Raw genomic sequence first — 25,048 nt, 5'->3', positions numbered from 1 at the left:
GCGGTCTGGGAGGGACTCCTCATGACCACCACGGCCCCCGAGGCCACCGGAACCGGCCGGGTAGAACTCGCCATCGGCGGGATGACCTGCGCTTCCTGTGCGGCGCGGATCGAGAAGAAGCTCAACCGCATGGACGGCGTCACCGCCACGGTCAACTACGCCACCGAGAAGGCGAGGGTGACCTACGCGGGCGACGTGACCGTGACCGACCTGATCGCCACCGTCGAGGCCACCGGTTACACCGCGACCGAGCCGAAGCCGGCCGTGGCCGAGGGCGGGGCTCCCCAGGCGGCCGGGCCCGACGAACTGCTGCCGCTGCGGCAGCGGCTGGTCACCGCCGTGGTGCTGGCCGTGCCGGTGATCGTGCCGGCGATGGTCCCGGCGGCGCAGTTCGAGTACTGGCAGTGGCTGTCGCTGACACTGGCCGCGCCGGTGGTGACGTACGCCGCCTGGCCGTTCCACAAGGCCGCCTTCACCAACGCCCGCCACGGTGCGGCCACGATGGACACGCTGATCTCGGTCGGCACGATTGCGGCGTTCGCGTGGTCGCTGTGGGCGCTGTTCCTCGGCACGGCCGGCACGCCGGGGATGACGCACCCCTTCGAGTTGACCATCGCCCGCTCGGACGGCGCCGGGAACATCTACCTGGAGGCGGCCGCCGGGGTGACGGCGTTCATCCTGGCCGGGCGGTACTTCGAGGCGCGTTCCAAGCGCCGGGCGGGGGCCGCGCTGAAGGCGCTGCTGGAGCTGGGCGCCAAGGAGGTCACCGTCCTGCGGGGCGGCCGTGAGGAGCTGATCCCCGTCGGCGAGCTGAAGGCCGGCGACCGGTTCCTGGTCCGGCCCGGCGAGAAGATCGCCACCGACGGTGTCGTCGTCGAGGGCACCTCGGCCGTGGACGCCTCCATGCTGACCGGCGAGTCCGTGCCGGTCGAGGTCGGTAGCGGGGACGCCGTCACCGGGGCCACGCTCAACGCCGGCGGTCGGCTGGTCGTCGAAGCCACCCGCGTCGGGGCCGACACGCAGCTGGCGCGGATGGCGAGGATGGTCGAGGACGCGCAGAACGGCAAGGCGGCCGCGCAGCGCCTGGCCGACCGGATCTCCGGGGTGTTCGTGCCGGTCGTCATCGCGCTGGCGCTGGGCACGCTGGGCTTCTGGCTCGGCTCGGGCGAGGGGCTGACCGCCGCCTTCACCGCCGCCGTGGCGGTTCTGATCATCGCCTGCCCGTGCGCCCTCGGCCTCGCCACACCGACCGCGCTGATGGTCGGCACCGGGCGGGGCGCCCAGCTCGGCATCCTGATCAAGGGCCCCGAGGTGCTGGAGAGCACGCGCAAGGTCGACACGATCGTGCTGGACAAGACCGGCACCGTCACCACGGGCAGGATGACGCTGCTCGCCGTCCACGCCGCCGACGGCACGGACGAGGCCGACGTGCTGCGGCTCGCGGGTGCCCTGGAGCACGCCTCGGAGCACCCCATCGCCCAGGCCGTCGCCGCCGGCGCCCTGGAGAAGCTGGGCTCGCTGCCCGCCCCGGAGGACTTCGCGAACATCGCCGGACTCGGCGTCCAGGGCGTCGTCGACGGCCACGCCGTCCTCGTCGGCCGCGAGAAGCTGCTGGCGGAGTGGGCGATCGAGCTGCCCGCCGGGCTGCGGCGCGCCAAGCGCGAGGCCGAGTCGGCCGGCCGTACCGCCATCGCCGTGGCCTGGGACGGCGAGGCCCGCGCGGTCCTGGAGGTCGCCGACGCGGTGAAGGACACCAGCCCGGAGGCCGTCCGGCGGCTGCGCGCCCTCGGGCTCACCCCCATCCTGCTCACCGGTGACAACCAGGCCGTCGCCGAGGCGGTCGCCGCCGAGGTCGGTATCGACGAGGTCATCGCCGAGGTGCTGCCCGAGGACAAGGTCGCCGTCGTCCGGCGGCTGCAGGACGAGGGCCGTTCGGTCGCCATGGTCGGTGACGGCGTCAACGACGCGGCCGCCCTCGCCCAGGCCGACCTCGGTCTGGCGATGGGCACCGGCACCGACGCGGCCATCGAGGCGGGGGACCTGACGCTGGTCCGCGGTGACCTGCGGGTCGCGGCCGACGCCATCCGGCTCGCCCGCCGCACGCTGGGCACCATCCGCTCCAACCTCTTCTGGGCCTTCGCCTACAACGTCGCCGCCCTGCCGCTCGCCGCGGCCGGTCTGCTCAACCCGATGATCGCCGGAGCCGCCATGGCCTTCTCCTCGGTCTTCGTGGTCGGCAACTCCCTCCGCCTGCGCCGCTTCAAGGCGGCCTGACCCTTCACGGCGGCCCCGCTTTTGAACACGTTCAAAAGCGGGGCTACGCTGTGCCCATGAGCGACAGAGCCGCCCTGCTCAAGGGCATCCGCGTCTGGCTGGCCTTCTTCGTCGTCTGTCTGGTGCTCAGCGGTGCCACCGCGTTCCCTCTCGTCCATGAACTGCGCTGGACCGAGGACCTGTTGAGCGCCCTGTCCGTCCAGGACCACCTGCCGGGCCTCACGGACTGGATCGAGCGGGTGCGCGAGGGACTCGACACCGCCGACGCCGACCACCCCTTCCTCCTCTACGGCACCGACTGGCTCGCCTTCGCCCACCTCGTGATCGCCGTCTTCTTCTACGGCGTGCTGTGCGACCCGGTCCGCAATGTCTGGGTCGTGGAGGCCGGGATGATCGCCTGCGCCGGAATCGTCCCGCTCGCCCTGATCTGCGGGCCGATCCGCGGCATCCCCTTCTGGTGGAGCGTGATCGACATGTCCTTCGGGGTCTTCGGGGCGATCCCGCTGTATGCCGTGCGCCGGAAGATCAAGCGGCTGGAGGCGCTGACGCAGGCGCCTCCGGCGGCGCCGGCCGTCTCCGTCAGCGGTTGAACGCCGGGAAGGCGAAGCGCTGGGCTATGCCCAGGCCGTTGGAGCGGGCGTCCGTGGCGTTCACGGAGAAGACGACCGTCCGGCACAGGTCGGGGGTGGCGGCGATGCCGGTGGCGTAGCCGGGGCGCGAGCCGGACTTGCCCCATACCTGACGGCCGTTGAGCTTGAAGGTCTCCAGCGCCATGCCGTACCGAGCGCCCTCGACCGGCGGGAGCGTGAGCATCTCCTTCAGCAGCGCCGGCGGCACCACCCGGCCGCCGAACACGCCCTTCAGCAGCCGCTCCAGGTCGGCGGTCGTCGAGATCAGGTCGCCGGCCGCGAAGCGGTCCGACATGTTCCACTCCGTGACGTCGACCAGTTCACCGTCGATCCACTCGTAGCCGCGGTTGTGCGGGCCGTGCACCCGCGGGTCGGGGCCCGCGGGGAACGAGGAGCCGTGCATGCCCAGCGGCCGGAAGACCCGCACCCGGGCCTGATGGGCGTACGAGTCGCCGGTGACCTTCTCGATCAGCATGCCGAGCACGGTGTAGTGGATGTTGCCGTACGTCTGCCGCTCCCCGGGCGTGTACGCCGGTCCCTTCGCCACCGCCGCCGCCACGACCTCACGCGGCGTCAGCGTCTCGAAGCGGTGCGGGAACATCTCCTCGGTCGTGTCGCCGAAGCCGGCCCCCGGCTGCAGGCCGCTGGTGTACGTCAGCAGCTGCCGTACGGTGACCGGCTCCCGGAAGTCGTCGGTGAGCAGGCCCGGCAGATACTCCTGCACGGTGCCGTCGAGGTCGATGCGCCCCTCCGCGACCAGCTGCAGCACGATCGAGGCGGTCACCACCTTCGTGGTCGAACCGGCCCGGAACCGGCCGTGCTCCAGCACCGGGGCCCCGGTCCGCACATCGCGCACCCCGGCCGCGCCGTGCCAGCTCCCCTTGCCGCCCACGCGGATCTGCGCGGCCGTCACCTTGTCGTCCGGGATCCCGGCGAGCGCGGCGGCTAGAGCCTCGGTGTCCGGGCCCGTCGTCCAGGAGCAGGCGGCCGCCGGTACCCGTGGGTCCGACGCGGCGAACACCGGGGCGGCCAGCGGGCCGGCCGCCAGGGCCAGGGCGAGAGAGGCGGCGACGACGGCCGTACGGCGCTGCAGACGCATGGTGGGCTCCTCGGGAAGATCCGGTGCGAACGTTGTGTGATCATCCTGAGGCGGCGCGTGGCCGAACGGATCATCACCGAGGAGGGCACCGGCCCCTTGGAAATCCCCGAGCAACTCGCCCGCCGCACACGGGGATGACCGGGGTCGGCCCCCTAAGGGTGTCCCTCCTGCGCCTCGCCGTACCGCTCCTGGGCGACCATCACCTCGTCGCCGTGCTCGAACGCCCAGGCGCCGAAGGCGTCGATCGGCACCAGCAACGTCCGTCCGAGGCCGGTCAGTTCGTACTCGACGCGCGGAGGCGAGCCACCGTACGCCCACCGGGACACCAGCCCGTTGAACTCCAGTCTGCGCAGGGTCTCGGTCAGTACCTTCTGGCTGATCCCGCCGATGCGCTCGCGTAGTTCGCCGGGGCGGCGGGGGCCCTCCTTGAGGGCCCACAGCACCACCGAGTTCCACGTGTTGGCGAGCAGGTCGAAGGCCAGCCGCGCACGGCAGTCGGCGAGGAACGTCGGGTCGCTGGTCACGTACCGAATGGTGCCCGAACTCCCCTCTACCGTCGGGGAAAACCGACTCTTCGAAGGGAGACGCGCTCATGCGCATCGGAATCCTCGGCACCGGCGGCATGGCGGACGCGCTCGGCACCCAGTGGGCGCGGGCGGGCCATCAGGTCCGCGCCGGCGGCCGCACCGGGCCGACCGGGCTGCGGGAGGCCGCCGAGTTCGGCGCGGACGCCGTGCTGCTGGCCGTGCCGTACGAGGCCGCGGTCCCGGTCGTCGCCGGGCTCGCGGAGCCCCTGCGCGGGCGGACGCTGATCGACTGCACCAACCCCGTCGGCGCCGGATTCGCCCTGCTGACCTCGGGCGGGCCCTCGGCCGCGGAGCGCATCGCCGCCGCGGCGCCCGGAGTGCGCGTGGTCAAGGCCTTCAACCTCTGTCACGTCTCCGTCTGGCGGCGCACCCCGCCCGTCTTCGACGGCCGCCCCCTCGCGGTGCCGCTCGCCGGGGACGACGAGCCCGCCCTGGACGTCGTACGACGACTCGTGCGGGACATCGGCTGCGAACCGGTGCACGCCGGCGGGCTGGACCGGGCGGGGCTGGTGGAGGCGACGGCCGCGCTGCTGATCCGGCTGTGGGTGGCGGAGGGCGCGGACGCGCAGGCGATCGCGCCGCCGCTGGCGTACGCGGCGGGCTAGGCCGCTTGTGACAGGGCGGACTTGAGGCCGCTCAGGAGGTCGACGCGGTTCGTCGTGATCGAGTCGACGCCCGCCTCGACGAGGCGGCGCATGCTGCGGCGGGTGTCCGGGGTCCACACCGACAGCAGGAAGCCGTCGCGGTGCACGCGCGCGGCCAGCTCCCGGTCGACCAGCGAGAAGCGGTAGTTGAGCCACCGCGGCCGCACCGCCTCCAGCAGCGCGGCCCGCGGCGGCGCCAGCGTCGTCCACGTCAGCGCGATCTCGGCGGCGCGGTCGGCCGCGCGCACCGCGAGCATCGCGGGGGCGCCGGCGCAGTAGTACACACGGTCCTCGGCGCCGCACGCCCGCACCACGTCCACCACCTTCAGCGCGGCCCGGACGTCCGGTGTGCCCGGCAGGTCGAGCATCACCCGGTGCCCGTCCGTCGCCGCGAGCGCCTCCGCGAGGGTCGGCACCGCGCCGTCCGTGAGGCCGCGGACCTCCTCGGCGGACAGCGCGAGCAGCGGCCGGTCCAGCTCCCACAGGCGCTTGAGCGTGTCGTCGTGCAGCAGCACCGGGACGCCGTCCCGGGTGAGCCGTACGTCGACCTCGACCGCGTCCGCGCCCAGGGCGAGCGCGGAGCGTACGGAGTCGAGGGTGTTCTCGCGGAAGCGATAGGGGTCGCCGCGGTGGGCCACGGCGGTCACGTTCTGCATGCGCCCATTGTGAGGGGCGGTCAGGAGGCCGACCAGGTCGTCGTGTACGTGTCGATCTCGGCCGTGAGGCGGGCCTTGCCGGCCGGGTCCAGGAAGGACGCCTCGACCGCGTTCTTCGCGAGCTCGGCCACGCCGCCCGCGTCCAGCCCGAGGAGGCGGGCGGCGACCGCGTACTCGCTGTTGAGGTCGGTGCCGAACATCGGCGGGTCGTCGGAGTTGATCGTCACCAGCACGCCGGCCCGCACGAACTCCTTGATCGGGTGCTCGTCGAGGGTGGCCACCGCGCGCGTGGCGATGTTGGAGGTCGGGCACACCTCCAGGGGGATCCTGTTGTCGGCGAGATGCCTGAGCAGCTTCTCGTCCTGCGCGGAGCTGGTGCCGTGCCCGATGCGCTCCGCGCCGAGGTAGGTCAGGGCGTCCCACACCGTCTCCGGGCCGGTCGTCTCGCCGGCGTGCGGCACGGAGTGCAGCCCCGCGGCGACGGCGCGGTCGAAGTACGGCTTGAACTGCGGCCTCGGTACGCCGATCTCGGGGCCGCCGAGGCCGAAGGAGACCAGGCCCTCCGGGCGCAGGCGGTCGTCGGTGGCCAGACGGACGGTCTCCTCCGCGGAGGCCAGGCCGGCCTCGCCCGGGATGTCGAAGCACCAGCGCAGCACCGTGCCGAACTCGGCCTCCGCCGCCTTGCGGGCGTCCTCGATCGCGTCCATGAACGCGCGCTCGTCGATGCCGCGGCGGGTGGAGGAGTACGGGGTGATCGTCAGCTCGGCGTAGCGCACCTGCTGGCGGGCCAGCTCGCGGGCGACCTCGAAGGTGAGGAGGCGGACGTCCTCGGGGGTGCGGATCAGGTCCACGACGGACAGGTACACCTCGATGAAGTGCGCGAAGTCCGTGAACGTGAAGTAGTCCGCGAGGGCCTCCGGGTCCGTCGGCACCTTCGAGTCCGGGTGGCGCGCGGCCAGCTCCGAGACGATCCGGGGGGAGGCGGACCCGACGTGGTGGACGTGGAGTTCGGCCTTCGGCAGTCCGGCGATGAAGGCGTGCAGATCGGTCACGGGGGCCTCCCGGGGTGGGCGCCGGGGGCGGAGGCCGTGCGGCGCGGTGATCGGCTGATCGAGTAGGGCCATCGTAGGCGGGGTGGGCGGGGTGGTGCGTCTGCCGGTGGGCGGTGCGGGTGGCTTCGCCGACTTGGCCGGTGTTTCGCGCCCGTTCTGTTCCTGTGGCTGCTCGCCGTGGGCGGCTGTCCCGCCGTCTCGCCGCTTCGCGGCCTTTTCCCACCCGCGCACCGGCTGTGGCAGTCGGCCGAGACGCTGAGCTCTCCTTCTGCGGCTGCTCGCCGTCGGCGGCTGCTCCGCCGTCCCGCGGCCCTTTCCCTCCCGGACGCCGTCCCATGGCAGTCGGTGTCCCCCGACGGCCGGTGGGGGGTGTGTCGGTGGCAGGCCGTAGCATGGCCGGGACGATCGACCCCGGGGGGCATGAGATGACGGACGGGACGCAGCCGGGCGCCGGCGAGGGCGGGGGGTACGACCCCTGGGCGCCGCCGGAGAACCGGACGGTGGCGGACGGCAGGACGCCCGACCCCGGCCCCCCTTCCGTGCACGACCAGGCCACCGTCACGTCCATGCCCGCCGCGGGGTTCACCCCGCCGATGGGCGACACCCAGGTCCCCCCGCCGCCCCTCGCCCCGCAGGCGCCCCAGGGCCCCGCCACCAGCGGCTACGGATACCCCGGCTACCCGCAGAGCTACGGCTGGCCCGCGATGCCGCCCCAGCCGCAGAACGGCATCGGGATCGCGGCGATGGTGCTGGGCATCCTGTCCTGCTGCCTGTTCTGTCTGTACGGCGTGGTCTCGATCGTCCTGGGCGTCCTCGCGATCGTCTTCGGCGTCAAGGGCCGCCGCAAGGCGGAGCGCGGTGAGGCGAACAACCACGGCCAGGCGCAGGCGGGTCTGATCACCGGCATCATCGGGCTGATCCTCGGCATAGCCGTCGTCGTCCTGATGGTCATCGGCATCACGGCGGCCATCAACGACGACGACTACGACTCCGACTACGACGACTCGTACGGTGCCCTCCGCTCGACGTCCGTCTCGGTACCCGTCTCCCCGCAGGTCCCTTTGCAGGTCCCCCAGCACATCCCCCCGCAGGTCTCCGTACAGGGCTCCGCACCCGCGAACGCCTGATGCCGTCGCAGGCGGGCCGTTACGATGCCTGACTGACGACGAGGGGAGATCGATTTCATGTCCAACAGCCAGCCCGGACCCGGTGGGTTCGGCCCGCCCCCCAACCAGCCGCCGCAGCAGTCGGCCGGGGGCTACGCCTACCCGCAGCAGTCCGGCCCGGGGTACGGCTATCCGCAGCAGCCCGGTCAGGGATACCCGGCCGCGCCGCAGCCCTATGTGCAGGCGCCCGGCTATGTCATGCCGATGCAGCCGAGCAACGGCATGGGCACCAGCGGACTCGTGCTGGGCATCATCGGAGTGGTGTGCAGCCTGACGTTCTTCCTGTGGTTCTTCGGCGTCGTCCTCGGCATCCTCGCGATCATCTTCGGCGCGGTCGGCCGGGGCAAGGCCAAGCGCGGCGAGGCGACCAACAAGGGTGCGGCGACGGCCGGCCTGGTGCTCGGCATCGTCGCCACGGTGCTGCTGCCGCTCCTCGGCTTCCTGCTGTTCGCCAGCGTGATGGGTGCCGCCGGCGCGGCCTGACCCGCCGAGAGCGCGAGAACGGGGGGCCGGTCCCTGACCGGCCCCCCGTCGCAGTCCCGCTCAGCCGCCGCTGCGCAGCCGGTCCCGGGCCTCCATCAGCGCGAACCCCAACAGGTTCGGCCCCCGCCAGCGCCGCGGGTCGAAGGCCGCCTCGTCGTCCGCCGCGAGGCCGATGCCCCAGACGCGGTCCACCGGGCTCGCCTCCACCAGCACCCGCCCGCCCGTGTTCAGCAGGAACTCCCGCAGTCCGCGTGCGCCGCGAACTTGTGGACGCTGCCCTCGACCACGATCGCGAACCGCTCGCGCTCCCAGACGCCCTCGTCGAACCCCCGGACCAGCCGACCGGCCTTCTTCGCCTGTGCGGGATGCTCCGCCGCCAGCGCCCGCCGCTCGGCCTCGGCGTCGCCGAACAGCCGCGCCTTGGCGGCCATCATCCAGTGCTCGGCCGTCGCGTACGTCGTGCCGTCCACCGTGAACGGCGACGGCCACCACTGGCTCAGACAGCTCGCGCCGATGCGCCCGTCGGGTCGCGGACGGTGGCCCCAGAAGTGCAAATACTTGATCCCCGCCCCCGCGCGGACCTCCCTGACCAGGGCATCCCGAGAATCGATCTTTCCCATGCACGCGAGTCTGGCACGCACCACTGACACTCCGTCCTCCCTTTTCCTCGACCACTCGACACCTGGCCGACAGATTCCGTCGCGTAACCAAAAGGCAACAACGGAATCCCTTGTTGGAGTGCCTGTGCTCTGTCAGGATCGGCACTCAAATCGAGCTGGAGCTACGCCACCCGCCCCCGTGGACAGCGGGGGGAAGGCGGAGGAGAGCGACATGCACAACCCGGGCACCACCACCCCGGAACGATTCCCGGCCCAGGAGCGGTTCGCGGCCGGCGCGCAGTACATCGCGGGCCGCTACGAGCAGGGCACCTCGGGCCGCACGCACGCGGTCGTCGACCCGGCCACCGGCGAGACCGTCCTCACCTACGAGCTGGCCGGCACCGACGACGTGGACGCCGCCGTCGCCGCGGCCCGCGCCGCCTTCCCCGGCTGGTCGGGGGCCACCCCCGGCGAGCGCTCGGACGCCCTGCACAGGCTGGCCGCAGTCCTCGCCGAGCGCGCCGAGGACTTCGCCCGCGCCGAGTCCCTCCAGTGCGGAAAGCCGCTGAAGCTGACGCGGGAGTTCGACGTCCCCGGGACCATCGACAACACCGCCTTCTTCGCCGGTGCCGCCCGCCACCTCCAGGGGCAGTCCGCCGGTGAGTACTCGGGCGACCACACGTCGTACCTCCGGCGCGAGCCCATCGGCGTCGTCGGCTCGATCGCCCCCTGGAACTACCCCCTGCAGATGGCCGCCTGGAAGATCCTCCCGGCGATCGCCGCGGGCAACACGATCGTGCTCAAGCCCGCCGAGCTCACCCCGCTGACCTCACTGCTGTTCGCCGAGGCATGCACCGAGGCCGGCATCCCCGACGGGGTCGTCAACGTCGTCACCGGCACCGGCAAGGAGGCCGGCGAGCACCTGGTCGGGCACCCGGACGTGGCCATGACCTCGTTCACCGGCTCCACCGCGGTCGGCAGGCGGGTCGCCGAGGTGGCCACCGCGAACGTCAAGCGCATCCACCTGGAGCTCGGCGGCAAGGCGCCCTTCGTCGTCTTCGACGACGCCGACCTGGAGGCCGCAGTCCACGGCGCCGTCGCGGGCGCCCTCATCAACACCGGGCAGGACTGCACCGCCGCCACACGCGCGTATGTGCAGCGACCCCTGTACGAGGAGTTCGTGGTACGCACCGCCGCCCTGATGGAGACCGTGCGGCTCGGCGACCCCTTCGCCCACGGCACCGACCTCGGCCCGCTCGTCTCCCATGCGCAGCGCGACCGGGTCGCGGCCTTCGTCGACCGGGCGCGCGGCTACGCGCGCGTGGTGACCGGCGGCGAGGCCCCCGAAGGGGACCTTGCCAAGGGTGCCTACTACCGGCCTACGCTCGTCGCGGACGCCGCCCAGGACAGCGAGATCGTCCAGTCCGAGATCTTCGGGCCCGTCCTCGTGGTGCTGCCCTTCGACACCGACGACGAGGGCATCGCGCTCGCCAACGACACCCCGTACGGACTCGCCGCCTCCGCCTGGAGCCGGGACGTCTACCGGGCGAACCGCGCCACCCGCGAGATCAAGGCGGGCTGTGTGTGGGTCAACGACCACATCCCGATCATCAGCGAGATGCCGCACGGCGGCTACAAGGCCTCCGGCTTCGGCAAGGACATGTCCACCTACTCCTTCGACGAATACACGCAGATCAAGCACGTCATGTTCGACAACACGGCGGTCGCAGCGAAGGACTGGCACCGCACGATCTTCGGGGACCGATAGCGACATCAGGCCGCCCGACCAGCGGCCGACCGACCTCCCGAAAGGGCACCAAGCGCATGGAGCAGTACGAGCCCGACCGCCTGTCCCCGGCCCAAGTGGCCGCCATGCGGCGCAGCCTCCGCAACGGCAGGGCCTCCCTCAGCCGCCGTTCGCTGCTGCGCGCCTCCGCCGGCGGCGCACTCGCGGTCGGCGGTCTGGGGACGCTCAGCGCCTGCGGCATCCCGGCCGCCGGCAACACCCAGGGCGGCGTGTCCGCCGAGGACCACTCGGCGAAGGAGAAGACCGTCAGCTTCTCCAACTGGACCGAGTACATGGACGTCGACGAGAGCGAGAAGCACCACCCCACGCTCGACGCGTTCACCGAGCGGACCGGCATCAAGGTCAAGTACACCGAGGACATCAACGACAACGTCGAGTTCTTCGGCAAGATCAAGCCGCAGCTCGCGGCCGGCCAGGACACCGGGCGCGACCTCATCTGCGTCACCGACTGGCTCGCCGCCCGGCTGATCCGCCTCGGGTGGGTCCAGAAACTGGACCCGGCCAACCTGCCGCACGCCTACGCCAACCTGTCCGCGCAGTTCCGCAGCCCCGACTGGGACCCGGGCCGCGCCTACTCCTATGTGTGGCAGGGCATCTCGACGGTCATCGCGTTCAACAAGAAGGCGCTGGACGGCGAAGAGGTGAAGTCGGTCTCCGACCTGCTGGACAACCCCAAGCTCAAGGGCCGGGTCGGCTTCCTGTCGGAGATGCGCGACAGCGTCGGCATGACGCTGCTCGACATGGGCAAGGACCCCGGCGACTTCACCGCCGACGACTTCGACGCGGCCATCGCCCGTATGCAGAAGGCCGTCGACAAGGGCCAGATCCGCCGCTTCACCGGCAACGACTACACCTCCGACCTCACCAGCGGCGACTTCGCCGCCTGCATCGCGTGGGCCGGCGACGTCGTCCAGCTGAAGGCGGACAGCCCCGACATCGACTTCATCATCCCGGACAGCGGCTACATCACGTCCACGGACAACCTGCTGGTCCCCAACAAGGCCCGTCACAAGACGAACGCCGAACGGCTCATCGACTACTACTACGAGCCCAGGGCCGCCGCCGAACTCGCCGCGTACATCAACTACGTCTGTCCCGTCGACGGCGTGAAGGAAGAGCTGGCGAAGATCGACGAGGACGCGGCGAACAACCCGCTGATCCTCCCCGACAAGGCCATGGCCAAGAAGTCCCGCGCCTTCCGCTCGCTGAGCTCGAAGGAAGAGACGGCCTTTGAAGAGAAGTTCGCGAAGCTGACTGGGGCGTGATCGACGTGACGAACAAGAACGACAACACCGGTGACGTCCGCCTCTCGGGCATCAGCAAGACGTACGACAACGGCTTCACGGCCGTCCACCCGCTGGACCTGACCGTCCCGCAGGGCTCGTTCTTCGCCCTGCTCGGCGCCTCCGGCTGCGGCAAGACCACCACCCTGCGCATGATCGCCGGCCTGGAGGAGCCCACCACGGGCACCGTCCGGCTCGGCGAGCAGGACGTCACGCACCTGCCGCCGTACAAACGGCCCGTGAACACGGTCTTCCAGTCCTACGCCCTCTTCCCGCACCTCGACATCTTCGAGAACGTCGCCTTCGGTCTGCGCCGGCGCGGCATCAAGAGCGTGAAGAAGCAGGTCGACGAGATGCTGGAGCTGGTCCAGCTCGGTGAGCAGGCCCGCAAGAAGCCGCACCAGCTCTCCGGCGGCCAGCAGCAGCGCGTCGCGGTCGCCCGTGCGCTGATCAACCACCCCAAGGTGCTGCTCCTCGACGAGCCCCTCGGCGCCCTCGACCTGAAGCTGCGCCGCCAGATGCAGCTGGAGCTCAAGCGCATCCAGACCGAGGTGGGCATCACCTTCGTGCACGTCACGCACGACCAGGAGGAGGCCATGACCATGGCCGACCAGGTCGCCGTGATGAACGCAGGCCGCGTCGAGCAGCTCGGCGCGCCCGCCGACCTGTACGAGAACCCGAGGACGACGTTCGTCGCGAACTTCCTCGGCACCTCCAACCTCATCGAGGCCGAGGTCGACTCCCGCAGCGGCGACGACATCGTCCTGAAGGCGGGCGGCGGCAAGCTCGTCCTGCCCGGGGCGCGATGTTCCGCCCCCACCACGACCGGCGGCAAGGTGCTGGTCGGCGTACGGCCCGAGAAGATCTCCCTGACGCACGCCGACGACGCCGGAGAGATCCCCGACGGCCGCAACCGGATCACCGGGAAGATCGCCGACGCCTCCTTCATCGGCGTCTCCACGCAGTACGTCGTCGACAGCCCTGTCTGCCCGGAACTGTCGGTGTACGTCCAGAACGTCGACCGCGACGCGCGGCTGGTCTCCGGCGCCGAGGTCGTCCTGCACTGGAACCCGGCGCACACCTTCGGCCTCGACGCCGCCCAGTCCATCGACGCGGGCACCGAGGAAGAGGCGGTCTGATGGCGACCCTCACCGACGCGCCGCCGCCACTGGCGCCCACCGCCCCCGAGAAGAAGCCGCCGCGCAGGCGCGGCCGCTGGACGCCGTACCTCCTGCTGCTGCCCGGACTCGCCTGGCTCGTGGTGTTCTTCGCGCTGCCGATGATCTACCAGGCGTCCACCTCCGTGCAGACCGGCTCCCTGGAGCAGGGCTACGAGGTCACCTGGCACTTCGCGACCTACTGGGACGCGCTGACCGACTACTACCCGCAGTTCCTGCGCTCGGTGCTGTACGCGGGGTCGGCGACGGTCCTGTGTCTGCTGCTCGGCTACCCACTGGCGTATCTGATCGCCTTCCGGGCAGGCCGCTGGCGGAACCTGATCATGATCCTGGTGATCGCGCCGTTCTTCACCAGCTTCCTGATCCGCACGCTCGCCTGGAAGACGATCCTCGCCGACGGCGGACCCGTCGTCGGCGCGCTGAACTCGCTGCACGTCCTGGACGTCACCAGCTGGCTCGGCATGACCGCGGGCGACCGGGTGCTCGCCACCCCGCTGGCGGTGGTGTGCGGTCTGACGTACAACTTCCTGCCGTTCATGATCCTGCCGCTGTACACCTCGCTGGAGCGCATCGACCCGCGGCTGCACGAGGCGGCGAACGACCTGTACGCCCGGCCCTCCACCACCTTCCGCAAGGTCACCTTCCCGCTGTCGATGCCGGGTGTCGTCTCCGGCACGCTGCTGACCTTCATCCCGGCGGCCGGCGACTACGTCAACGCCGACCTGCTCGGCTCCACCGACACCCGCATGATCGGCAACGTCATCCAGACGCAGTTCCTGCGCATCCTCGACTACCCGACCGCGGCGGCCCTGTCCTTCATCCTGATGTTCGCGATCCTCGTCATGGTGTCGCTGTACATCCGCAAGTCCGGCACGGAGGATCTGGTTTAAATGGCCTTCGTCAACTGGCTCAAGAGCAAACTCGTCGTCATCGCGGGCCTCTTCACGCTCGGATATCTGCTGCTGCCCAACGTCGTCGTGACGGTGTTCTCCTTCAACGACCCGAAGGGCCGCTTCAACTACGAGTGGCAGAAGTTCTCCACCGACGCCTGGACCGACCCCTGCGGTGTCGCGGGCCTGTGCAGCTCGCTCACGCTCAGCCTGCAGATCGCCTTCTGGGCGACGCTGGGCGCCACCGCCCTCGGCACGATGATCGCCTTCGCGCTGGTCCGCTACCGCTTCCGGGCGCGCGGCGCGGTCAACTCGCTGATCTTCATGCCGATGGCGATGCCCGAGGTCGTCATGGCCGCCTCGCTGCTCACCCTGTTCCTCAACATGGGCGTCCAGCTGGGCTTCTGGACGATCCTGATCGCCCACATCATGTTCTGCCTCAGTTTCGTCGTCACCGCCGTCAAGGCCCGGGTCATGTCCATGGACCCGAGGCTGGAGCAGGCCGCGCAGGACCTCTACGCCGGCCCGTTCCAGACGTTCGTCAGGGTCACCCTGCCGATCGCGGCACCCGGCATCGCCGCGGGCGCGCTGCTCGCCTTCGCGCTGTCCTTCGACGATTTCATCATCACCAATTTCAACGCGGGCTCGACCGTCACCTTCCCCATGTTCGTCTGGGGTTCGGCACAGCGCGGAACGCCCGTCCAGATCAACGTCATCGGCACGGCCATGTTCGTCATCGCCGTCCTGTTCGTCCTGACCTCGATGGTCGTCAGCAATCGCCGCACCAAGCAAAAGGCGTAAAAAGCAGTCGTAGGGAGTTGAAATCATGGCCCCGAGCGCCATGAGCCGTGGCAACAACTGGACGAAATCACTTTCCGACGCCCAGCCGGTCCCGTACTGGCTGGACGACCCCGGCAGGCCCCGCCCCGAGCCCGCCCTGACCGGCGCCGAGACCTGCGACCTGCTGGTCGTCGGCGGCGGCTACAGCGGCCTGTGGACCGCGCTGCTCGCCAAGGAGCGCGACCCGCAGCGGGACGTCGTACTGCTGGAGGGCCGCGAGGTGGGCTGGGCCGCCTCGGGCCGCAACGGCGGCTTCTGCGCCGCCTCCCTCACCCACGGTCTGCCCAACGGGCTCACCCGCTGGCCGGACGAGATCCACAAGCTGGAGGAGTTGGGCGCCCGCAACCTCGACGAGATCGAGAAGGCGGTCGCCCGCCACTCCCTGGACTGCGACTTCGAGCGCACCGGCGAGATCGACGTCGCCACCGAGACGTACCAGGCGCGCGAACTGCGTGAGTGGTACGACGAGATGGAACGCCACGGCCTCGCCGGCGGCGTCGAGTTCCTGGACGCCGACGCGGTACGCGAGCAGGTGAACTCGCCCACCTTCCAGGCGGGTCTGTACGACCGCCGGGGCGTGGCCATGCTCAATCCGGCCAAGCTGGTGTGGGGCCTCAAGCGCGCCTGCGCCGAGCTCGGCGTCCGCGTCTACGAGCACACGCCCGCGCTCACCCTGAAGCCGTACGGCGCCGGCATGGCGGTCACCACCCCCTACGGGCAGGTCCGCGCCCGCAAGGTCGCCCTCGGCACGAACATCTTCCCGAACCTGGTCAAGCGGGTGCGGGCGTACACCGTGCCGGTCTACGACTACGCCCTGATGACCGAACCGCTGACCGACGCGCAGCTCGCCTCGGTCGGCTGGAGGAACCGGCAGGGGCTCGGGGACAGCGCCAACCAGTTCCACTACTTCCGGCTCAGCACCGACAACCGCGTCCTGTGGGGCGGTTACGACGCGGTCTACCCCTACGGCGGCCGGGTGCGCGCCGAGTACGACGACCGGCCGGAGACCTACGCCAAGCTCGCCGAGCACTTCTTCACCTGCTTCCCGCAGCTGGAGGGACTGCGCTTCACGCACGCCTGGGGCGGGGCCATCGACACCTGCTCGCGCTTCTCGGCGTTCTTCGGCACCGCCCACCAGGGCAAGGTGGCGTACGCGGCGGGCTTCACCGGCCTCGGGGTGGGCGCGACCCGCTTCGGCGCCGACGTGATGCTGGACCTGCTGGCGGGGGAGCGGACCGAGCGGACGGAGCTGGAGATGGTCCGGCGCAAGCCGCTGCCGTTCCCGCCGGAGCCGTTCGCGTGGACCGGTATCGCCCTCACCAAGTGGTCCCTGGCCCGCGCGGACGCGCACGGCGGCCGCCGCAACCTCTGGCTGCGCACGATGGACCGGCTGGGGCTGGGCTTCGACAGCTGAGTCCTTGTGAGAACAGCTGAGTCCTTGTGAGAAAGGTGCCCGAAGTCGCGTAATGCCCGGCGCCGGCCTCCCTCTCCCTCATGACGCGAACGCGTCCCGAGCGAGAGGGAGGTCTTTTCATGGCTGGCGCGAAGACTGCGGCGGAGTGGCTGGCGTCCGTGGCACCGGACCCGGACGCCTGCCGCTGGGAGTGGGAGCGCAACCCCCTCGGGGTCGCCCTGCTGCCCGCGGGCAAGGCCTGGGACGTGCTGATCCTGCCGGGGGAGCTCGGCTACCCCACCCTCGACGTGCTGACCCGCATCCTCGACCGGCCCGGCCCGGTGCTGGCCGACTCCGGCGACAACCGCGTCGGCTTCCTGGTGCCGCCCGGCACGGCCGCCCGCTGGCTCGGCACGGGCATCCGCACCGTCGGTGCCGGCACCTGGATCGTGGTGCCCTACCCGGGCCGCGCCGGCGGCGGAGTGCGCTGGCTGGTGCCGCCCGACGGCTCGGGCACCCTCACCGACCCGGCGCTGCTGGAGCTGGCGATGCACGAGGCGGCGGCGGACCTGGCGCGGGAGGAGCCGGACGACTGAGGGGCCACCCGTGCGGTCACCAGCACCGGAAGGACTCTACGAGCGGGTGGCGGTGGCGCAGCCGTCGCCCGCCGGGGCGAGGGGCTTGCTGCGGTCGTACGGGTCGAGCCGGCGGGTCTCGTCGGTGTGCTGTTCCCCGGCTGCGCCGAAGGGCGGCACGAAGTAGCCGGTGGGCGCGGAGCAGCCGCCGTTGGTCACCTCCAGGGTGTACGAGAGGAGGGACAGCGTGCCCGGTTCGGTGACGACCCGGGCAGGGTCGTCCCAGCTCATCACCACCTCGCGCCGCACGACCGTGCGCAGCACCTGCGCGTCCGGCCCGCCGTCGCCCGCCGGGGTGACCGGGTACACGAACGTGACGTCCGCCGTCACCTCGACCGCCCCCCGCTTGCCCTCCCGGTACATCAGCCGGCCGCGCGTCCTGACGACGTCACCGACCAGCCGGGTCTGCTGCGGCCGGAAGCGGCTGAACAGCAGCAGCGGGTCGGTCTCCTCCGTGGGCCTCGCCGAGGACAGGGAGGTTCGCAGATACCGCTGGACGTCCTCCTGGTGCGGGTTGAGCAGCGCGATCGCCTTCGCCGGCCGTTCGCCGCGCAGCACCCGGGGGTCGAGCCCCGCCGCCACCAGGAAGTCGCGGCTGCGCAGCAGGGCCTCCTCGACCTGGGCGGCGTCCATCCAGCCGGTCGCCCTGGCCGCCGGGACCGTGATCCCGGCGGCTCCGTCGGCCCAGCGGGCGGCGGGCGAACCCCGGAAGGGGTCGTCGAGGGTGGGGCGCAGGGCGGGCTCCGCGCCGGGCGCCTCCCGCGGCCGGGCCGACTCGGCGGCCGCCGGGGTGTCGTCCTGCCCGCCGTCGCCGCCGCCGAACCAGCCGATGACCTGCTCCGGGAAGAGCCCCGCGAACAGCAGGGCCAGGGCCGCCACCAGCCCGGTCACGTACCGGCCCGTCCTGCGCGGGGGCCGGGCCGGTGTGTACGTACGCCAGCCCTGCGGCCGGTCCGGGCCGTCCCGCAGCCGCCGCTCCACGGCGCGGGCGCGCGCCGACGGCTCGACGGGTGCGTCGGCCGCGCCCGTCATCGACTCCCGCAGGAACCGCTCCCACTCCTCGTCCGACACGGACGACCCGTCCTGTCCCCCCGCCCCGCTCACACGCATTCCCGCTCTCGCTCGACGCCCGGCACTCGACGGCCCGGTCTCCGGCCGGCCGATCGGCGGTCCGCCGCGGCCGGTCCATCGACAACCGTCCGCATGATCGCATGAGCGCACCGGGTCCCGGCGGGTGGCCCGGAGGTCTTGACCACTCAATTGGTCTGGACCAAGCTGGGCGCGCTCCACCCCTCCAATTCCCCCCTGCCCGGAGGCACTTGTGGACCGCACCAGACCCTTGGTCGCTCTCCTGACGGCGACGGCCCTGGCCGTACCCGGTATCACCGCGCTCTCGTCGGCGGCCCGCGCCGCCGACACCGACCTGGCCCGCAACGGCGGTTTCGAGTCGGGCCTCGACGGCTGGACCTGCACGGCCGGCACCACCGTCACCTCACCCGTGCACAGCGGGACCCGCGCGCTGCAGGCGACCCCGGCAGGCGGCGACAACGCCCGCTGCGCCCAGACGGTGACCGTGCAGCCGGACGCGCAGTACACGCTGTCCGGACACGTCCGCGGCGCGTACGTGTACCTCGGCGCGAGCGGCACGGGCACGACGGACGTCTCGGCCTGGACCCAGTCCGCACCCGACTGGCAGAGGCTCACGACGACGTTCCGCACCGGCCCCTCCACCACCCGCGTCACGATCTACACCCACGGCTGGTACGGCACCGGCGCGTACCACGCCGACGACATCTCCCTCACCGGCCCGGGCGCCACCCCGACCCAGCCGCCCGCGGCCCCGACCGGACTGCGGACCGGCACGGTCACGTCCTCCAGCGTCGCCCTGTCCTGGACGGGCGCCACCGGCGCGACGAGCTACGCGGTCTACCGCGACGGAGCGAGGGTCCAGACGGTGACGGGCACCTCGGCCACGGTCACCGGCCTCACCCCCGCCACGGCCTACGCCTTCCAGGTCGCGGCCGTCAACGACGTCGGGGAGTCCGCCCGTTCGGCGACCGTCACCGCCACGACCGCCCCGGGCGGGGGAGGCTCCTCGGACCTGCCGCCGCACGCCCTGGTCGGCTACCTCCACACCACCTTCGCCAACGGCTCCGGCTACACCCGCCTGGCCGACGTACCCGACAGCTGGGACGTCATCGACCTCGCCTTCGGCGAACCCACCTCCGTCACCTCGGGCGACATACGGTTCGACCGCTGCCCGGTCACCGAGTGCCCGAACGTGGAGAGCGACGCCGACTTCAAGGCGGCGATCCGCGCCAAGCAGGCGGCGGGGAAGAAGGTGCTGATCTCCATCGGCGGCCAGAACGGCCAGGTGCAGCTCACCACGACCGCCGCCCGCGACACCTTCGTGTCGTCCGTCTCCAGGATCATCGACGAGTACGGCCTCGACGGCCTGGACGTCGACTTCGAGGGCCACTCGCTGTCCCTGAACGCCGACGACACGGACTTCCAGCACCCGAAGACCCCGGTGATCGTCAACCTGATCTCCGCGCTGAAGACCCTGAAGGCCGAGTACGGCCCGAAATTCGTCCTCACCATGGCCCCCGAGACCTTCTTCGTGCAGCTCGGCCACCAGTACTACGGCACCGGCAGGTGGGGCGGGCAGGACCCGCGCGCGGGGGCGTACCTCCCGGTCATCCACGCCCTGCGCGACGACCTGACCCTGCTGCACGTCCAGGACTACAACTCCGGCCCCATCATGGGCCTGGACAACCAGTACCACTCCATGGGCGGCGCCGACTTCCACATCGCCATGACCGACATGCTGCTCACCGGCTTCCCGGTCGCCGGCGACCCGAACAACGTCTTCCCGCCGCTGCGCCCCGACCAGGTCGCCATCGGCATGCCGGCGTCGACGAACGCGGGCAACGGCCACGTGGCCCCGGCCGAGGTCGTCAAGACCCTCGACTGCCTCACCAGGAAGCTGAACTGCGGCTCGTACGCCACCCATGGCACCTGGCCGGGGCTGCGCGGCCTGATGACCTGGTCGGTCAACTGGGACCGTTACTCGAACTGGGAGTTCCAGCGGACCTTCGACGGCTACTTCGGCTGACCACCAGCACGAACAGGTTCAGCAGCAGCGCGCCCAGGCACCAGCTGGCCACCACGTCCAGCGGCCAGTGGTAGCCGCGCCGGACGAGACCGTACGACGTGCCGAGGACCAGGGCGGCGGCGACGGCGGCCACCGTCCGGCGGAGGCCGGCGCGCGTGAGCCACGGCCACAGCAGCAGGGCCGCCGTCCCGTAGGCGACGGCGGCCGTCGCCGTGTGGCCGGACGGGAAGTAGCCGGTGCCGGGCGGGACGACGGAGGTGCCCGGCCGGCCGGTCAGTTCCTTGACGGGCACGACGACCGCGGCGACCAGGGCCATGAGGGCGCCCGCGGCGACGGCGGGCAGCCACCAGCGGGCCGTCCCGGAGCCGCGGGCGCGCCGGGCGGCGTACACCGCGGCCACCGCCAGTACGGGGACGGCGACGGGCACGCTCCCGAGGTCGGACAGCAGGTCCGAGGCGCGGTCCGGGTGGACCAGCGCGCGGCTCAGACGCTCGTCCAGGCGCAGCAGCGGGCCGTCGGCGGCCACCTGCCAGGTGCTCAGTGCGAACAGCACGGCGGAGAGGACGAGGACGGCGAGGAGAAGCGGGAGAGGGAGGAAAGGGGTCGGCCGTCCCGGAACAGGGGGGGTGATTCCGGGACGGCCGAACGGATCGGAGTGTCGCGCGCCCCGGGGGGTCTGGGGCGAGCGACCGTCCGATCGGTGAGGAGATCCGGAGCCTGAGGCTCCGTGTGTGTGCGCGAGGGCACGACCAGGTCGAAGCTGGGGAGGCCCCGGCCTGGGATCGCCCGCAGGACCCTGCGGGCGGGGTGTATCTCTCATCTGGGAAGAACCTACGACAGGAGGAGGGGGCAGGACAGCCGGAACGGCATCCTGCCATCCTCCCCCCACACGTTCTTCACACGGTCTGCCGGAGGCGGCCGTCAGAGGCGCGGATCAGCTGCTCAGATGCGCGCGAACGCCTGCTCGATGATGTCGAGGCCCTCGTTCAGCAGGTCGTCGCCGATCACCAGCGGGGGCAGGAAGCGCAGCACGTTGCCGTAGGTGCCACAGGTCAGGACCAGCAGGCCCTCGGCGTGGCAGGCCTTGGCGAGCGCGGCGGTCGCCTCGGGGTTCGGCTCCTTGGTGGCGCGGTCCTTGACCAGCTCGATGGCGATCATGGCGCCGCGGCCGCGGATGTCGCCGATGATCTCGAACTTCTCGGCCATGGCACCGAGACGCGCCTTCATGACCGCCTCGATGTTCTTCGCCCTGGCGTTGAGGTCGAGCTCCTTCATCGTCTCGATGGCGCCGAGCGCACCGGCGCAGGCCACCGGGTTGCCGCCGTAGGTGCCGCCCAGGCCGCCCGCGTGGGCGGCGTCCATGATCTCGGCGCGGCCGGTGACGGCGGCCAGCGGCAGACCGCCGGCGATGCCCTTGGCGGTGGTGATCAGGTCCGGGACGATGCCCTCGTCCTCGCAGGCGAACCACTGGCCGGTGCGGCAGAAGCCGGACTGGATCTCGTCCGCGACGAAGACGATGCCGTTGTCGTTCGCGAACTTCACGATCTCCGGCAGGAAGCCCTTGGCCGGCTCGATGAAGCCGCCCTCGCCCAGCACCGGCTCGATGATGATCGCGGCCACGTTCTCGGCGCCGACCTGCTTGCTGATCTGGTCGATGGCCTGCTTGGCGGCCTCGGGGCCCGCGTTCTCCGGGCCGGTCGGCCAGCGGTAGCCGTACGCCACCGGCACGCGGTAGACCTCGGGCGCGAACGGACCGAAGCCGTGCTTGTACGGCATGTTCTTCGCGGTCAGCGCCATCGTCAGGTTGGTGCGGCCGTGGTAGCCGTGGTCGAAGACGACGACCGCCTGGCGCTTGGTGTACGCACGCGCGATCTTGACGGCGTTCTCGACGGCCTCGGCGCCCGAGTTGAACAGGGCGGTCTTCTTGGCGTGGTCACCCGGGGTGAGCTCGGCGAGGGCCTCGGCGACCTCCACGTAGCCCTCGTACGGGGTGACCATGAAACAGGTGTGGGTGAAGTCGGCGAGCTGCGCGCTCGCACGGCGTACGACGGCCTCGGCGGAGGCGCCGACGGAGGTCACGGCGATACCGGAGCCGAAGTCGATCAGGCGGTTGCCGTCGACGTCCTCGATGATGCCGCCGCCCGCGCGCGCGGTGAACACGGGCAGCACCGAGCCCACGCCCTGCGCGACCGCGGCGACACGGCGGGCCTGCAGCTCCTGCGACTTCGGGCCGGGGATGGCGGTGACGACGCGGCGCTCCTGCGGAACAGCGGTCATGAGGGCTCCTGTGGGGTGTTACGGACGTCTGACGAACGTCGTACGGAGGTCTTACGGACGTCTTGAGGACGCTTTTCTTCTTTTTCGCAGGCTAGGACGGGTGGAGGGGGGTGGGCATGCTCCATGTGGGCGCTTTCGCGTGTCGCGGTTGTCCGCGGTGGACATAGAGCTGAGGGTGTCGCTTGGCGCGTCCCCGGCCGCGTACCGGTGAACTCCCCTTGCGGGAGCGTTAGATTGACCGCTGACGATGGACCGAACGGCTGGTCAGGGGGCAAGGGCGATGAACAGCGACGGGACGCAGGACAGCCGGGGCACACAGGCGAACCCGGTACCGCGCCCGGCGGGGCCGCCGCAGGTGCCCGCGATGCCGCCCCGCCCGGACGGCTCCGCCTTCCTCGCCTGGCTGCGCACGCCGCGGCCGAAGGCGGCGCCGGGGGTGTGGCGGTTCGGGCACGTGCCACGGCCGGACGAGGAGCCCGAGGAGGCGCCGGTCGCGCAGCTGCTGGGCGGCGCGGTCATCGCCTTCCTGCTGGGGTGGCTCGTCTGGTCGCTGCTCTACAACGGCTACCTGGGCGACTGGTGGCTGATCCCCCTCCTCGCGATGACCCCCGACGACTGGCGGACCGGCGCCGGCGACAAGACCGGCTTCTTCATCACCTCACTGCTGTACTACGGCCTGATCGCGGGCGTCATCGTCGTCGCCGTCGCACGGCTCGGCCGCTGGGCCGAGATCTGGCGGCGCTTCGTCGCCCCCCGCCTCAGGCCGCGCGATCCCGCACCGGCCACGCCCGCCCCCGGGGACGACCCCGCCCAGTGGCCCGCGCTGCGTGCCGCGGGAGCCGCCGACGCCGCCGAGCGGCTCGCGGCGGAGGCGCGCGGCGGATTCATGAAGGACGTCGACCAGGCCAGGATCGCGCGCGCCTGGCAGGGCGTGCGGACCGGCAGGTTCAGCCTCGCCGCGTTCACCGGGGCCGTGCTGAAGGACGGCGCCGCCGCGTGTCCGCACCCGTCCGGGGAACGGGACCTGCCCGCGCGGCTGGCACGGCACGACCTGGTCACCGGGCAGGTACGGCTCGGCACCACGGCCGACGACCCGCGCAACCCGTACGCCTACCGCGGCACCGGGCTCGGCCTCGGCCCGGATCTGCTCGGCACCTCGCTGGTCGCCGTCGGCCCGGCCGGCTCCGGCAAGACGGGGAGCCTGGTGCGACCGCTCACCGAGTCGCTGTGCCTGCAGGCGCTGGCCGGGCGTACCGCCGTGGTCGCGGTCGGCGCGGCGGGCGCGGGCCTCGGCCCGGCCGACGCCTTCGACGTCGTCGTACGCATCGGGAATCCGGAGTCCGCCTACGACCTCGACCTGTACGGCGGTACCGGCGACCCCGACGAGGCGGCCGCGATACTGGCCGAGGCGCTGGTCGGCGACCTCGACGAGGTCCGCCGTGCCACCACGGTGCTCGGCCGGCTGCTCGGGCCGTTCCGGGCCGTGCACGGGCGCTTCCCCGGCGTCCCCGAGCTGCGCCGGCTCCTGGACGGCGACCCCGGACCGCTCGCGGAGCTGCGCGAGGCGCTGCGGGCGGGCGGACAGGAGTCCCTGCTGCGGGAGCTCGACGCGCACGAGCGGCAGACCGGCCGGCCCGGCGACCCGGGCGGGGCCCTCGCCGACCGGATCGCGCTGCTCGACCGCCCCGCCTTCGCCGGGTTCTTCGACACCTCCGGCCAGTCCCGGCCGTTCTCGCTGCAGGCCCTCGACCACCCCGTCCGGGTCCGGATCGACCTGCCCGCGCGCGGCCACGCCGACGCCTCACGGATGCTGGCCCGGCTGGTGCTGGCCCAGTTCACGGCGAGCGTGACCGTACGGGAGGACCGGTCGCTGTTCGCCTGCCTGGTGATGGACGACGCCTCCGGGGTCGTCACGCCCGAGGCGGTGCGCGGCATCCAGCGCCTGAGGTCCGCCAACGCCGGGGTCGTGCTGACGCTGCGCACCCTCGACGACGTACCGCGTCCGCTGCGCGGCCCGCTGCTCGGCGCCACCGGCTGCCGGATGGCGCTGTCCGGGCTCACCCCCTGGGACGGGCAGGACTTCGCCGAGGTGTGGGGGAAGGAGTGGACCGAGGCCCGGGACGTCACCGACCGGCAGATCATCGCCGAGACCCCGGCCGGCAAGGCCGTCCACATGCTGCGCCGGGTGATCACCGGCAAGGCCCCCACCGCGCGGGCCGTCACCGTCCGCCAGGTCGAGCGGGAGCGCTGGTCGGCGTCCGAGCTGGCGCACGCGGTGCCGCCCGGGCACGCCGTGCTGTCGCTCACGACGGTGAAGGGAGAGCACGCGCCGCCGCTGCTGGTGGACCTGCACGACCGGGGCTGACGCGACGACCGAGTGGGTGGAGACAGGGCGCACCGGTGGGGCCGGACCGTACGGTGAGGCAGAATCGGTGGAGGCC

Annotated in this window: 20 protein-coding genes and 2 pseudogenes; 14 read left to right on the top strand and 8 right to left on the bottom strand. The window is 71.9% G+C overall.

The features are described 5' to 3' along the window. Positions 1–21: 21 nt before the first annotated feature. Together ACIGXJ_RS30535 and ACIGXJ_RS30530 are read left to right on the top strand one after the other, a co-directional pair. Positions 22–2,274 carry a heavy metal translocating P-type ATPase gene (locus ACIGXJ_RS30535; RefSeq protein ID WP_399652141.1) on the top strand — a complete coding sequence of 751 codons (2,253 nt, stop codon included), beginning with the start codon at positions 22–24 and terminating at the stop codon, positions 2,272–2,274. 56 nt (positions 2,275–2,330) lie between these two features. Beyond that, a complete protein-coding gene (locus ACIGXJ_RS30530) occupies positions 2,331–2,864 on the top strand; it encodes a hypothetical protein (protein WP_399652139.1) in 534 nt (177 codons plus the stop codon). Here the strand turns inward: ACIGXJ_RS30530 and ACIGXJ_RS30525 are convergent. Then, positions 2,854–4,002 carry a serine hydrolase domain-containing protein gene (locus ACIGXJ_RS30525; protein WP_399652137.1) on the bottom strand — a complete coding sequence of 383 codons (1,149 nt, stop codon included), beginning with the start codon at positions 4,000–4,002 and terminating at the stop codon, positions 2,854–2,856. The two genes, ACIGXJ_RS30530 and ACIGXJ_RS30525, sit on opposite strands and share 11 nt — an antisense overlap. Before the next feature lie 152 nt (positions 4,003–4,154). Next, on the bottom strand, positions 4,155–4,526 hold the full coding sequence (locus tag ACIGXJ_RS30520; protein ID WP_399652134.1) for a winged helix-turn-helix transcriptional regulator: 372 nt from the start codon (positions 4,524–4,526) through the stop codon (positions 4,155–4,157). 68 nt (positions 4,527–4,594) lie between these two features. Here ACIGXJ_RS30520 and ACIGXJ_RS30515 point away from each other — a divergent pair, with 68 nt between their 5' ends. Beyond that, positions 4,595–5,194 (top strand): NADPH-dependent F420 reductase, encoded by a 600-nt coding sequence (locus ACIGXJ_RS30515; protein ID WP_399652132.1) that lies wholly within the window; start codon positions 4,595–4,597, stop codon positions 5,192–5,194. On the opposite strand, the gene ACIGXJ_RS30510 is transcribed toward ACIGXJ_RS30515, so the two are convergent. Both ACIGXJ_RS30510 and ACIGXJ_RS30505 read right to left on the bottom strand, forming a co-directional pair. Then, entirely contained in the window at positions 5,191–5,889 is a 699-nt protein-coding gene (locus ACIGXJ_RS30510; protein WP_399652129.1) for a glycerophosphodiester phosphodiesterase, read from the bottom strand. The genes ACIGXJ_RS30515 and ACIGXJ_RS30510 overlap by 4 nt on opposite strands. A gap of 20 nt (positions 5,890–5,909) precedes the next feature. After that, positions 5,910–7,029, bottom strand: a pseudogene (locus ACIGXJ_RS30505) (adenosine deaminase); the annotation flags it as partial. A 337-nt stretch (positions 7,030–7,366) separates the two neighbouring features. Between ACIGXJ_RS30505 and ACIGXJ_RS30500 the strand changes: the two are divergent. Both ACIGXJ_RS30500 and ACIGXJ_RS30495 read left to right on the top strand, forming a co-directional pair. Continuing rightward, positions 7,367–8,068 (top strand): DUF4190 domain-containing protein, encoded by a 702-nt coding sequence (locus ACIGXJ_RS30500; RefSeq protein WP_399652126.1) that lies wholly within the window; start codon positions 7,367–7,369, stop codon positions 8,066–8,068. 57 nt (positions 8,069–8,125) lie between these two features. Beyond that, a complete protein-coding gene (locus ACIGXJ_RS30495; RefSeq protein ID WP_399652123.1) occupies positions 8,126–8,590 on the top strand; it encodes a DUF4190 domain-containing protein in 465 nt (154 codons plus the stop codon). A gap of 60 nt (positions 8,591–8,650) precedes the next feature. Here the strand turns inward: ACIGXJ_RS30495 and ACIGXJ_RS30490 are convergent. Beyond that, positions 8,651–9,210: pseudogene (locus ACIGXJ_RS30490) on the bottom strand (NADAR family protein). 211 nt (positions 9,211–9,421) lie between these two features. Between ACIGXJ_RS30490 and ACIGXJ_RS30485 the strand changes: the two are divergent. From ACIGXJ_RS30485 to ACIGXJ_RS30455, 7 genes are all read left to right on the top strand, one after another. Further along, positions 9,422–10,957, top strand: a complete 1,536-nt coding sequence (locus ACIGXJ_RS30485; protein ID WP_399652120.1) for a gamma-aminobutyraldehyde dehydrogenase — start codon at positions 9,422–9,424, stop codon at positions 10,955–10,957. A 56-nt stretch (positions 10,958–11,013) separates the two neighbouring features. After that, a complete protein-coding gene (locus tag ACIGXJ_RS30480) occupies positions 11,014–12,261 on the top strand; it encodes a spermidine/putrescine ABC transporter substrate-binding protein (RefSeq protein ID WP_399652118.1) in 1,248 nt (415 codons plus the stop codon). Continuing rightward, the gene (locus ACIGXJ_RS30475; protein WP_399652116.1) at positions 12,258–13,418 is read left to right on the top strand and encodes an ABC transporter ATP-binding protein; all 1,161 of its coding nucleotides are present in this window, start codon (positions 12,258–12,260) and stop codon (positions 13,416–13,418) included. Before ACIGXJ_RS30480 ends, ACIGXJ_RS30475 begins: the two co-directional genes overlap by 4 nt. Next, entirely contained in the window at positions 13,418–14,347 is a 930-nt protein-coding gene (locus ACIGXJ_RS30470; RefSeq protein WP_399652114.1) for an ABC transporter permease, read from the top strand. Before ACIGXJ_RS30475 ends, ACIGXJ_RS30470 begins: the two co-directional genes overlap by 1 nt. Continuing rightward, complete coding sequence (locus ACIGXJ_RS30465; protein ID WP_399652111.1) at positions 14,348–15,148, top strand: ABC transporter permease; 801 nt, start codon at positions 14,348–14,350, stop codon at positions 15,146–15,148. Positions 15,149–15,173: 25 nt separating this feature from the next. Next, positions 15,174–16,601, top strand: coding sequence for an NAD(P)/FAD-dependent oxidoreductase (locus tag ACIGXJ_RS30460; RefSeq protein ID WP_399652109.1), 1,428 nt, complete (start codon positions 15,174–15,176; stop codon positions 16,599–16,601). Positions 16,602–16,720: 119 nt separating this feature from the next. Beyond that, on the top strand, positions 16,721–17,176 hold the full coding sequence (locus tag ACIGXJ_RS30455) for a hypothetical protein (protein WP_399652106.1): 456 nt from the start codon (positions 16,721–16,723) through the stop codon (positions 17,174–17,176). Positions 17,177–17,212: 36 nt separating this feature from the next. Here ACIGXJ_RS30455 and ACIGXJ_RS30450 read toward each other — a convergent pair whose 3' ends face one another. Then, a complete protein-coding gene (locus ACIGXJ_RS30450; RefSeq protein WP_399652103.1) occupies positions 17,213–18,286 on the bottom strand; it encodes a hypothetical protein in 1,074 nt (357 codons plus the stop codon). A 250-nt stretch (positions 18,287–18,536) separates the two neighbouring features. Between ACIGXJ_RS30450 and ACIGXJ_RS30445 the strand changes: the two genes are divergently transcribed. Next, positions 18,537–20,330, top strand: coding sequence for a chitinase (locus ACIGXJ_RS30445; RefSeq protein ID WP_399652100.1), 1,794 nt, complete (start codon positions 18,537–18,539; stop codon positions 20,328–20,330). Here ACIGXJ_RS30445 and ACIGXJ_RS30440 read toward each other — a convergent pair. Together ACIGXJ_RS30440 and gabT are read right to left on the bottom strand one after the other, a co-directional pair. Continuing rightward, the gene (locus ACIGXJ_RS30440; protein WP_399652098.1) at positions 20,269–20,883 is read right to left on the bottom strand and encodes a phosphatase PAP2 family protein; all 615 of its coding nucleotides are present in this window, start codon (positions 20,881–20,883) and stop codon (positions 20,269–20,271) included. The two genes, ACIGXJ_RS30445 and ACIGXJ_RS30440, sit on opposite strands and share 62 nt — an antisense overlap. Before the next feature lie 389 nt (positions 20,884–21,272). Then, a complete protein-coding gene (gene gabT / locus ACIGXJ_RS30435; RefSeq protein ID WP_399652096.1) occupies positions 21,273–22,607 on the bottom strand; it encodes a 4-aminobutyrate--2-oxoglutarate transaminase in 1,335 nt (444 codons plus the stop codon). Between the two features lie 280 nt (positions 22,608–22,887). On the opposite strand from gabT, the gene ACIGXJ_RS30430 reads away from it, so the two are divergent. After that, positions 22,888–24,972 (top strand): ATP-binding protein, encoded by a 2,085-nt coding sequence (locus ACIGXJ_RS30430; protein WP_399652092.1) that lies wholly within the window; start codon positions 22,888–22,890, stop codon positions 24,970–24,972. The last annotated feature ends 76 nt before the right edge of the window (positions 24,973–25,048 follow it).

The organism is Streptomyces sp. NPDC053367, assembly GCF_044545925.1.
In the GTDB taxonomy this organism is placed as follows: Bacteria; Actinomycetota; Actinomycetes; order Streptomycetales; family Streptomycetaceae; genus Streptomyces.
This window is presented reverse-complemented; position numbering and strand designations above follow the sequence as displayed.

Coding starts and splice junctions, on each gene's coding strand:
- ACIGXJ_RS30515 (WP_399652132.1), top strand. CDS start 4,595: ATGCGCATCGGAATCCTCGGCACCGGCGGCATGGCGGACGCGCTCGGC.
- gabT (WP_399652096.1), bottom strand. CDS start 22,607: ATGACCGCTGTTCCGCAGGAGCGCCGCGTCGTCACCGCCATCCCCGGC.
- ACIGXJ_RS30465 (WP_399652111.1), top strand. CDS start 14,348: ATGGCCTTCGTCAACTGGCTCAAGAGCAAACTCGTCGTCATCGCGGGC.
- ACIGXJ_RS30495 (WP_399652123.1), top strand. CDS start 8,126: ATGTCCAACAGCCAGCCCGGACCCGGTGGGTTCGGCCCGCCCCCCAAC.
- ACIGXJ_RS30455 (WP_399652106.1), top strand. CDS start 16,721: ATGGCTGGCGCGAAGACTGCGGCGGAGTGGCTGGCGTCCGTGGCACCG.
- ACIGXJ_RS30470 (WP_399652114.1), top strand. CDS start 13,418: ATGGCGACCCTCACCGACGCGCCGCCGCCACTGGCGCCCACCGCCCCC.
- ACIGXJ_RS30460 (WP_399652109.1), top strand. CDS start 15,174: ATGGCCCCGAGCGCCATGAGCCGTGGCAACAACTGGACGAAATCACTT.
- ACIGXJ_RS30510 (WP_399652129.1), bottom strand. CDS start 5,889: ATGCAGAACGTGACCGCCGTGGCCCACCGCGGCGACCCCTATCGCTTC.
- ACIGXJ_RS30430 (WP_399652092.1), top strand. CDS start 22,888: ATGAACAGCGACGGGACGCAGGACAGCCGGGGCACACAGGCGAACCCG.
- ACIGXJ_RS30500 (WP_399652126.1), top strand. CDS start 7,367: ATGACGGACGGGACGCAGCCGGGCGCCGGCGAGGGCGGGGGGTACGAC.
- ACIGXJ_RS30530 (WP_399652139.1), top strand. CDS start 2,331: ATGAGCGACAGAGCCGCCCTGCTCAAGGGCATCCGCGTCTGGCTGGCC.
- ACIGXJ_RS30525 (WP_399652137.1), bottom strand. CDS start 4,002: ATGCGTCTGCAGCGCCGTACGGCCGTCGTCGCCGCCTCTCTCGCCCTG.
- ACIGXJ_RS30535 (WP_399652141.1), top strand. CDS start 22: ATGACCACCACGGCCCCCGAGGCCACCGGAACCGGCCGGGTAGAACTC.
- ACIGXJ_RS30480 (WP_399652118.1), top strand. CDS start 11,014: ATGGAGCAGTACGAGCCCGACCGCCTGTCCCCGGCCCAAGTGGCCGCC.
- ACIGXJ_RS30485 (WP_399652120.1), top strand. CDS start 9,422: ATGCACAACCCGGGCACCACCACCCCGGAACGATTCCCGGCCCAGGAG.